Origin of the sequence: Methanosarcina sp. 2.H.A.1B.4 (assembly GCF_000979385.1) — an archaeon.
Taxonomy (GTDB): Archaea; Halobacteriota; Methanosarcinia; order Methanosarcinales; family Methanosarcinaceae; genus Methanosarcina.
This window is the reverse complement of sequence record NZ_JJOV01000063.1, coordinates 55,116-62,668: the sequence shown is the minus strand read 5'-3', so window position 1 is coordinate 62,668 and position 7,553 is coordinate 55,116. Positions and strand designations below refer to the sequence as shown.

The 7,553-nt window shown below is 39.5% G+C and carries 5 protein-coding genes; 3 read left to right on the top strand and 2 right to left on the bottom strand.

Annotated features, from left to right (window positions below; genetic code table 11):
- The 3 genes from EO92_RS10125 to EO92_RS10115 all read left to right on the top strand — a co-directional run.
- Positions 1-871, top strand: an 871-nt coding sequence (locus EO92_RS10125) for a disaggregatase related repeat-containing protein (RefSeq protein WP_048171336.1), incomplete at its 5' end; no start/stop codon positions are given.
- 253 nt (positions 872-1,124) lie between these two features.
- Positions 1,125-1,646 carry a dual specificity protein phosphatase family protein gene (locus EO92_RS10120; protein ID WP_048171334.1) on the top strand — a complete coding sequence of 174 codons (522 nt, stop codon included), beginning with the start codon at positions 1,125-1,127 and terminating at the stop codon, positions 1,644-1,646.
- Between the two features lie 454 nt (positions 1,647-2,100).
- Positions 2,101-2,583 (top strand): hypothetical protein, encoded by a 483-nt coding sequence (locus EO92_RS10115; protein WP_235283286.1) that lies wholly within the window; start codon positions 2,101-2,103, stop codon positions 2,581-2,583.
- Between the two features lie 323 nt (positions 2,584-2,906).
- Here the strand turns inward: EO92_RS10115 and EO92_RS10110 are convergent, their stop codons facing one another.
- Positions 2,907-3,314 (bottom strand): DUF1699 family protein, encoded by a 408-nt coding sequence (locus EO92_RS10110; RefSeq protein ID WP_048133968.1) that lies wholly within the window; start codon positions 3,312-3,314, stop codon positions 2,907-2,909.
- A gap of 559 nt (positions 3,315-3,873) precedes the next feature.
- Positions 3,874-7,101 carry a tetratricopeptide repeat protein gene (locus tag EO92_RS10105; protein ID WP_048171332.1) on the bottom strand — a complete coding sequence of 1,076 codons (3,228 nt, stop codon included), beginning with the start codon at positions 7,099-7,101 and terminating at the stop codon, positions 3,874-3,876.
- Between the last annotated feature and the right edge of the window lie 452 nt (positions 7,102-7,553).

The following is a 7,553-nucleotide window of genomic DNA, read 5'->3' as shown; positions in this document are numbered from 1 at the left end:
TGCCGGAGGAGACTGGTACGATAAAAATGGTGTCTTGCAGGGCAGTACTCCATACGCTACGATAACCCTTAAAGCCAGTGAACTTCCGGATAGCACATACCACGAGCTTGATGTAACTGGCCTGGTAAAAGAGTACGCCAGCGGCAAATATGAAAATACGGGATTCCTGATCAAAGCCCGTACGGAAAACAACAATTACATAGCTTTTTACAGCACCGAAGCAGGAAGTGAGAACCGGAAACCCAGGCTCACCGTAACCGAACAGGCAGCTGTAAACCCGGTTATTGATGTGACTGTGACCGGGGCAAAGGACAACCGCCTGCGTGAAGCCTCCTCTAACACAGTCTACAAGAGTTCGTCCTTTATTGACATCGGCGGAATTGGTGGAGTTGGAAGGTACAGGGATGTAATGCGGTTTGACCTGAGTGAATATGAAGCTTCCGGGGAAGTTATTAACGCAGCCCTTTCTCTCTACTGGTATTATCCTTCAAGAACCTCAAGACCTGAGGATACTGTGATCGAGGTCTACAGACCTGCTGCTTCATGGAATCCTGATTATGTGAGCTGGAACAAAAAAGACAACGGTGTTGCATGGAATAATGCCGGAGGAGACTGGTACGATAAAAATGGTGTCTTGCAGGGCAGTACTCCATACGCTACGATAACCCTTAAAGCCAGTGAACTTCCGGATAGCACATACCACGAGATTGATGTAACTGACCTGGTAAATGAATATGCCAGTGGCAAATACGAAAATACGGGATTCCTGATCAAAGCCCGCACGGAAAACAATAATTACGTAGCTTTCTACAGCACCGAAGCAGGAAGTGAGACTCAGCGCCCTAAACTTAACCTGCAATTGAAACCGTAATCAATTAGCAAATTTAGTTTCAGGAAAGGTATTTCTACAGGATGCAGGCGAGCATAAAAACGTTAACTGCTTAACCTTCATCCCTGTATCTTTTTTCGGATAACTTTTATATAAAACGGACCTCCTGAAAAACAGGCCTTCTGAAAAACAGGCCTTCTCATTTTTTCAGAGCATGATATGTTCTGGTTTTAATTTTTAAAATTAATTTAAAACTGAATAAATAATTTATACATCCTGTTTTCATACCTTCTGCATGACCCTTTCTCTATTGAGCCCTCTGGAAATGCCTGCAATAGATGGTATCAGAATTCCCCTGAACTTATATGTCGTGCTTAAGGAACCAGCACTTCTTGCCGGTATGTCTTATCCCGGAATGCGTACCCCCTGGAAAAATATTGGGGGTGCTGGCTTCTCAGGTGTGGTCTGCCTCTGCGATTCAAAGGTTTCCTATAACCCCTATCCTCTTGAAGTACTGTTTTCTGCAGAGTTGGAAGATCTGCACCACGGTTTTCCGCCAATTAACCCTCAAATGCAGGAGGAACTTGTAAGAGACGCAACTGAAGTAATAAGGCGAGAAGTGGATGCAGGGAAGGGAATTGTTGTTCACTGTATGGGCGGGATAGGCAGGACTGGCACTGTTCTTGGATGTGTACTCCGGGACCTTGGTTTTCATGCTGATGATGTAATAAGTTACCTGGACAAAATAAACCGAATCAGGGGTGTAAGGGGGTGGCCGGAGGTAAAATGGCAGGAGGAAATGGTACGAAAGTACTGATTTATTCTGTGAAAATTGACGCTCAGTTGATTAATCCTTTAACCCTTTTACATCCACTTTCTTTGTATAATTCTTGATAATGTATCTATATCTCTTTGGCTCTTCGCTGTTTTGAGTGGGTAACTTAAATTCATCTCCTAAATGCCGGAAGAACATCTACAAAATTCAGAGGCATTTGCCTTTAAAAATCACATTCAAGCTCAATGTTTCTCTTTTTGGCTTGGCGACTTTATAACTACGCAAATATTTCTAACCCATAGGAAACAGCGAAGAGTCTTCTCTTTTATTTCTTTTTTCAGCTTCATTTTTACCCTTGTCCTTACTACTGAAAATCATCTCCTGAGGAAAAAATTTAAGAACTAAGTCTTCGTATAAGAACTGTACAAAGATACTTTAAATGATGGCGATAGCTATGGTAACAAGTCAGGAAAGGCAGAGGTCAAATCTATCTCGAATGAAAGAAATAATGGAAAAAATTGAAAACACAACAAACGACTCTGATCTAATAGCCGAATTAAAGGAACTTTTAAGAAAACAATATCCCCTGTCCCTAAAATGGCATATGATTATATTTAGAAGTGAAGTTGATAGAAGCTTAAGGTATTTAGAAGAAATAAGAAAAGAAGAAGCTAAGGTAACAGGTGGGAAGCACAAGCAAAGAAAGGAGCCAAAAGGAGGATTAAAGCAAGTTTACTATAAACCCCCAGAGATACCGGGCGCATTTAAACTTGATTACTGCATAGCATATGATGCTGAAACAAACCAGTATAAATGGTTAAAGTGCAGCACTCCCCGAAATACAAGAGCAAAAGTTTTTACAATTCCGATATCTATGATTGGAGAGTACAAACTTCAATGGAGTGAAGAGATGAAACAGAAATGGGGAGAAGACAGCATCGGACAAAGAGAATTAGTCGAAAGGGCTATTAATAATTGAAAAACAAACCAGATCTGATATATCAAAGACCCTAACCCCCCACCTTTATGTGTGCAGTGGAAGCACTTCAGATCTACTCAGGAAAAGTGTCCTTTTGAAACAAGTCGAAAGCTTCTTTGAATATATTGGTCAATAGGATTCAGAATTGAAGCAGTTATTAACTCAAAAATTCCACATTCTATAAGACGAGGAGTATATATCTAGAAGAGGATTAAAACTGGAGATTAGGTGCTAAATGTGGAATCGATGTTCTGTAAGGTCTAATCTCCAGCAAAGTCTTAAGGGTCATACATTACCAAGGGTATACCTTATCCGATGTAGATTCAGGCAGTAATTTCCTTACTCATGATATAAGCAACCATTTCGGAGTTTAACTTGCTCTCCCTTGAAACTCTTTTCTCAATCTCTTCAGCGGATTTACCTTCTATTTTCATGTCTTTAATCTTTTCAATTATTGAGGATGAAATGCTGTAGTATTCATTAATATCTTTCCTGTGTCCCCAGACATCCCCTTCAATAAGCTGGACTCTCTGCATCTGAAGGAACATTTCTATGGACTTTGAAACCGTGCGCCTGTATGATTTCGGAAGCTGTATTACCTCAATCTTCGGGCAGGTTTCAACCAATCCAAAGATGTCTTTGTTAGAAGGCCGGAAAGCCAGGTGTACGATACGTTCATTAGGATTGAGTGTAAAGATTTCTTCTCTTGAGCTAACTACTCTGATTCTCATGTTTTTCCCCCACTGTAGGTTGTTTTATGTTTTTTATTGTTTTATGTTTTTACTACAGTAATAACTACATATACTTATTATAAATAGTTATCTCATTGCACTAACATTATTTGGATAGTATATTAGTTGTTTACTTCTCTTAAGCCCCTGGAAAATAACCTAAAAAAGCCTAAAATGGAATAAAATCACTTTATACAGATGGTGGTCTTATCTTTACTTTGATTTTTGTCATTTTTCTTATTATAATTTTTTTTTAGAACTATTTGAATTATTATTATCATTAACACCGAGAATCCTATGCTTTTCAACTTGAAATTTTGAAAATTTTACGACGGACATGAAAGCCACCCATGTGAACAGTATTCGTGTCTCGTATCCCTGGATATGGCATATAAAAAAAGAATTGAAAGGCTGATCAAGATCACAGGAAATACTTAAGGAGAGCCATATTCAAAAATCCCTGCAGTAAACATTACACAAATCCCCGCGGAAAACATTATAAAAATTTTTACAGTAAACATTAAAGAGAGTTCTATACCTGTTTTCTCCTGGTGCGGGTTTAATCTTCAAATTCCAGTTCATACTCTTCCTGCAGTTCTCTATCAAACAGTTCCTCTTCAACCTTTAACGTATTAACTGCAACTCCAGTTTTTCCTTCAGGTATGCCAAGTTTAATAAGAGTAAACTGCTTCATTTTTTCAATTCGGGTATCTTCGAGGTTTAATTCTGCAGACCTGTTAAAAGCTGAAAGTGCTTTATCGTATTCTTCTATGTTGTAATGGAGGACACCCTTGTAATACCAGGTTCTTGAATTATGCCAATTAATTTTGAGTGCATCTTCAATAGCTATAAACGCTTCATCGTGTTTACCCAACCTTGAAAGCATAAACGCCTTTTTTGCAAGAGCTTTCTGGTCATAGGGATCAAGTTCCAGGACGCTGTTAAAGTGCCTCAATGCTTCATCATACATTCCGATTTTAGAGTAAATATAGCCTCTTGTAAAAAGGGAATCTGAGTCGTCAGGGACAATTTCCAAAGCCCGGTCAACAGCTTTTAAGGCTTCTTCTGATCTGTGCATTTTTGTAAGGATTGCTCCTTTCTTTGACCAGAGGACTGAATTGAATGGATTTAGCTGTATTAGCCCGTTATACAGGCTGAGCGCGTCTTCATATTTTCCAGTCATTATAAGGATGAAACCTTTATTTGACAGCGCTTTTTCATTATCTGGCTGGATGTTTATTATCTTATCATAGGCTTTTAAAGCCTCTTCAAACCTATTTAGCTTGGAGAGGGCATATCCTTTTCTCAGGAGTATCTCAGGCTTTTTTGGTGTAAGCTGGTACGCTTTTTCAAGGTACTCAAGCCCTTCTTCATATTTATGGAACTTTAAAAGTGCCTTTCCTTTCAAAAAGAGGAGTTCACTATTCTTAGGGTCCAGATCAAGTGCAAGGCCTAAAAGCTCTAAAGCCTCCTGAAATCTCTGGAGTTTCAGGAGGCTGGAAGCTTTAAGGGAAAGAGCACCCACATGGTCCGGTTCAATTTCAAGTGTTTTATTTGCGAGTCCTAATGCCTCTTTATACCTTCCGAGCTGATAGAGCACAAAACTTTTTTTGCATGTGGCTTTCACGTATTCGGGATTAAAATCACAGAGCTCACTAAAAGAAGATAACTGTCTTTTTGATGGAAGGGAATTTATAAAATTAGGAGTAATACTGATTACTTCATCAAGTGCATAAAGTGCCTCTTCATATCTTTTGTGTCCTATGAGGAACTCAACTTTAGAACGCCAGCTTTCCGTATTACCAGGTTCTGTTTCAATCAATTCATTAAGGGCCCTTTCCTCTTCAAGGATTTCTTTTTGCTTTTTCGTCCAGGTTTCAAGGAGGGGTCTTGAGTCCGGATGTTCTGAATCAATTGAGAGCACATACTTTATCTGCTCTATTGCTTTCCCGAAATCTCCGGAGTCTGCATATCTCTCAGCTAGCTTTTGCATCTCATTCACTACAGGGTATGCAGAGATCTGGACAGCTATATCTCCCTGCGAGCCTTTTGTGGGCTGAAATATTACCTGGATTTGGGCTCCCCAGTATACATTATTTAAATCAACGTCAGATATCGAACTGTCGATTATTGCACTGACATGGAAAAAATAGGTTTTCCCGTCCTGGCCGATTATAAACCCGTAACCCTGCGGTGCAAGATACTTGAAAATCTGGCCCTGCTTTCGGGGAATTTTACTGCAGAATTCTTCCCTTGCTCGCCCTACTTCATCGTCAGGCTCATTTCCATTGAAAGAATCTATTTCATCGGGGGATGGTTTTAGTTTATTGGAAATAATAGGAAAGTTATTGGGGGTAATAGGGGAGTTATTGGGGGTAATAGGGGAGTTATTGGGGGTAATCGAAGTATTAGAGGAGTTAATAGAAGAGTTATTAGTCGAAGTATTGGATGAGTTAATAGAAGAGTTATTGGTCGAAGTATTGGATGAGTTAATAGAAGAGTTATTAGTCGAAGTATTAGAGGAGTTAATAGAAGAGTTATTGGGGTTAATAATAGGTGGGGAATTAATAGGGGGAGAATACTTAATAGAAGAAGAGCTTTCCATGCGGGAGCCTCTATATTCTTTCAAAAGGCCCGTGAGTTTTCCATAGCCTATAAGCCTTTCATATTCCTTGCATGTTTGTCTGGAATAGTTTTTAAAGGCCGATTCGAGCAGGGACGTTACATTTTCCAGGTCAAGAGTTTTGTGTTCCGGGTCCTTTTCTTGCAAGGCCGTTATAAGAGGTTCTGCAGCTTTGTATTTTTTATCCCTCTGAAGGACATAAAGTGCTGATTTTAGCAAAAGAGGGGGAGTATCATTAACGTATTCCTCATTTTCCTTTCTGGCAGCTCCCTCTATTCCGGGGTTTTGTCCCGGTAATGAAAGAAGGGTATCTCCAAATGTTGAATACTCGAATTCTTTTTCAGTCAGGCTGCAGAACATGTACCATGCATCAGGATCTTCCATCGGAGGTATCAGGTTAAAGTATACTGCTAAGCCAATATGGGCTTTTTCATAGTCATTAGTTTTAAGGGCAGCATATGCAGTATTATAGATATATTCAGGCAAGGGTTCCCGGGAGAATGCTTCTTCAAAATAACTCTGGGCTTGCCGGAAAGCCTCAAGGTGCACCAGATAGCAACCTGCGTTGTAGTGAAAAACACCGAGTTTCTGGTATTTTTCCGCAAATTTCAACAATTCCGAGACCAGAGAAGGTAGTGGAGAATAATTTTTGTTTTTTATGCAGTTCTGGTACTGGCTGTTTATTTTATCCCATTTCTTTTTGTCTTCCTGCAGATGGGTTGAATCGAGGCTATTTAATGGAAATGACATATTCGGCTCATGAAGAGTCAGCTTTGCAGAGGCTACTTTTGCTTTAAAGTTTCCGAGAGCCTCTTCGATCTGGTTTTCAACAGGATTGCAGTCCTCGGCTTCGTTTTCTAATACCTCTTCCCCAGTTTCAGGATTTCGAGTTTGCTCCATCGCCTCGTATTCAGGTTCCGGATCCGCAGATTCCGGGTCCATACAGCTTAAAGGGTCTTCTAAACCCTGGTCCGGATTTGAGTCAGAGAGGATTTCCCAGGCTCCTATCATTTTATAATATATGCCGGCAGTCCCTCTTTTAGTTTTGATTATGGTAAAGTCTTCGCCAAAACCTTCTATTTTTCCCTCCAACACTCTCCCATTAATCAAAGTCAGATTGACTTTATCTCCGATTGATGCTTTATCGGAAAATAAGCTCATCATTGTAAACTCCCCGCTTAAGCTATACTTTCTTTCTAATAATTTTAGTTGATTTTTATATGTTATATACTTTGTTAATTTGCTGTCAGGCAGGATTTATTAAAAAAGAAGCCCCTATAAAAGAAAATGATTTTCCCTATCAAGCTCAATTATGGGTCATGCAATTCTCTCTCCCGGGAGAGGGGAGCATAACATTTGCTGAAAACGCACCAAATTTATTGACAGTGATTTTGCATAGATGTGGAATTGAGCTTACTTTTGAAACAGTGATGGGTACATATAAAACCCGGCATTGGATCCACATGTAAAATTGGATCCACATGTAAACAGAGAAAGGTTTAGGGAAGAATAGTTCAAATGAAAAATGGTAGATTGGAAAAACAGTAACGTGAGAATTAAAACGAATCTTAACCGATGACCAATGAATCAAGACTTAACAAAAACCCTTGATTGAT

What these genes read in the sequence shown, in the direction of transcription:
- EO92_RS10110 (WP_048133968.1), bottom strand. Translation starts at nt 3,314, where the DNA reads ATGAGAATCAGAGTAGTTAGCTCAAGAGAAGAAATCTTTACACTCAAT.
- EO92_RS10120 (WP_048171334.1), top strand. Translation starts at nt 1,125, where the DNA reads ATGACCCTTTCTCTATTGAGCCCTCTGGAAATGCCTGCAATAGATGGT.
- EO92_RS10115 (WP_235283286.1), top strand. Translation starts at nt 2,101, where the DNA reads ATGAAAGAAATAATGGAAAAAATTGAAAACACAACAAACGACTCTGAT.
- EO92_RS10105 (WP_048171332.1), bottom strand. Translation starts at nt 7,101, where the DNA reads ATGATGAGCTTATTTTCCGATAAAGCATCAATCGGAGATAAAGTCAAT.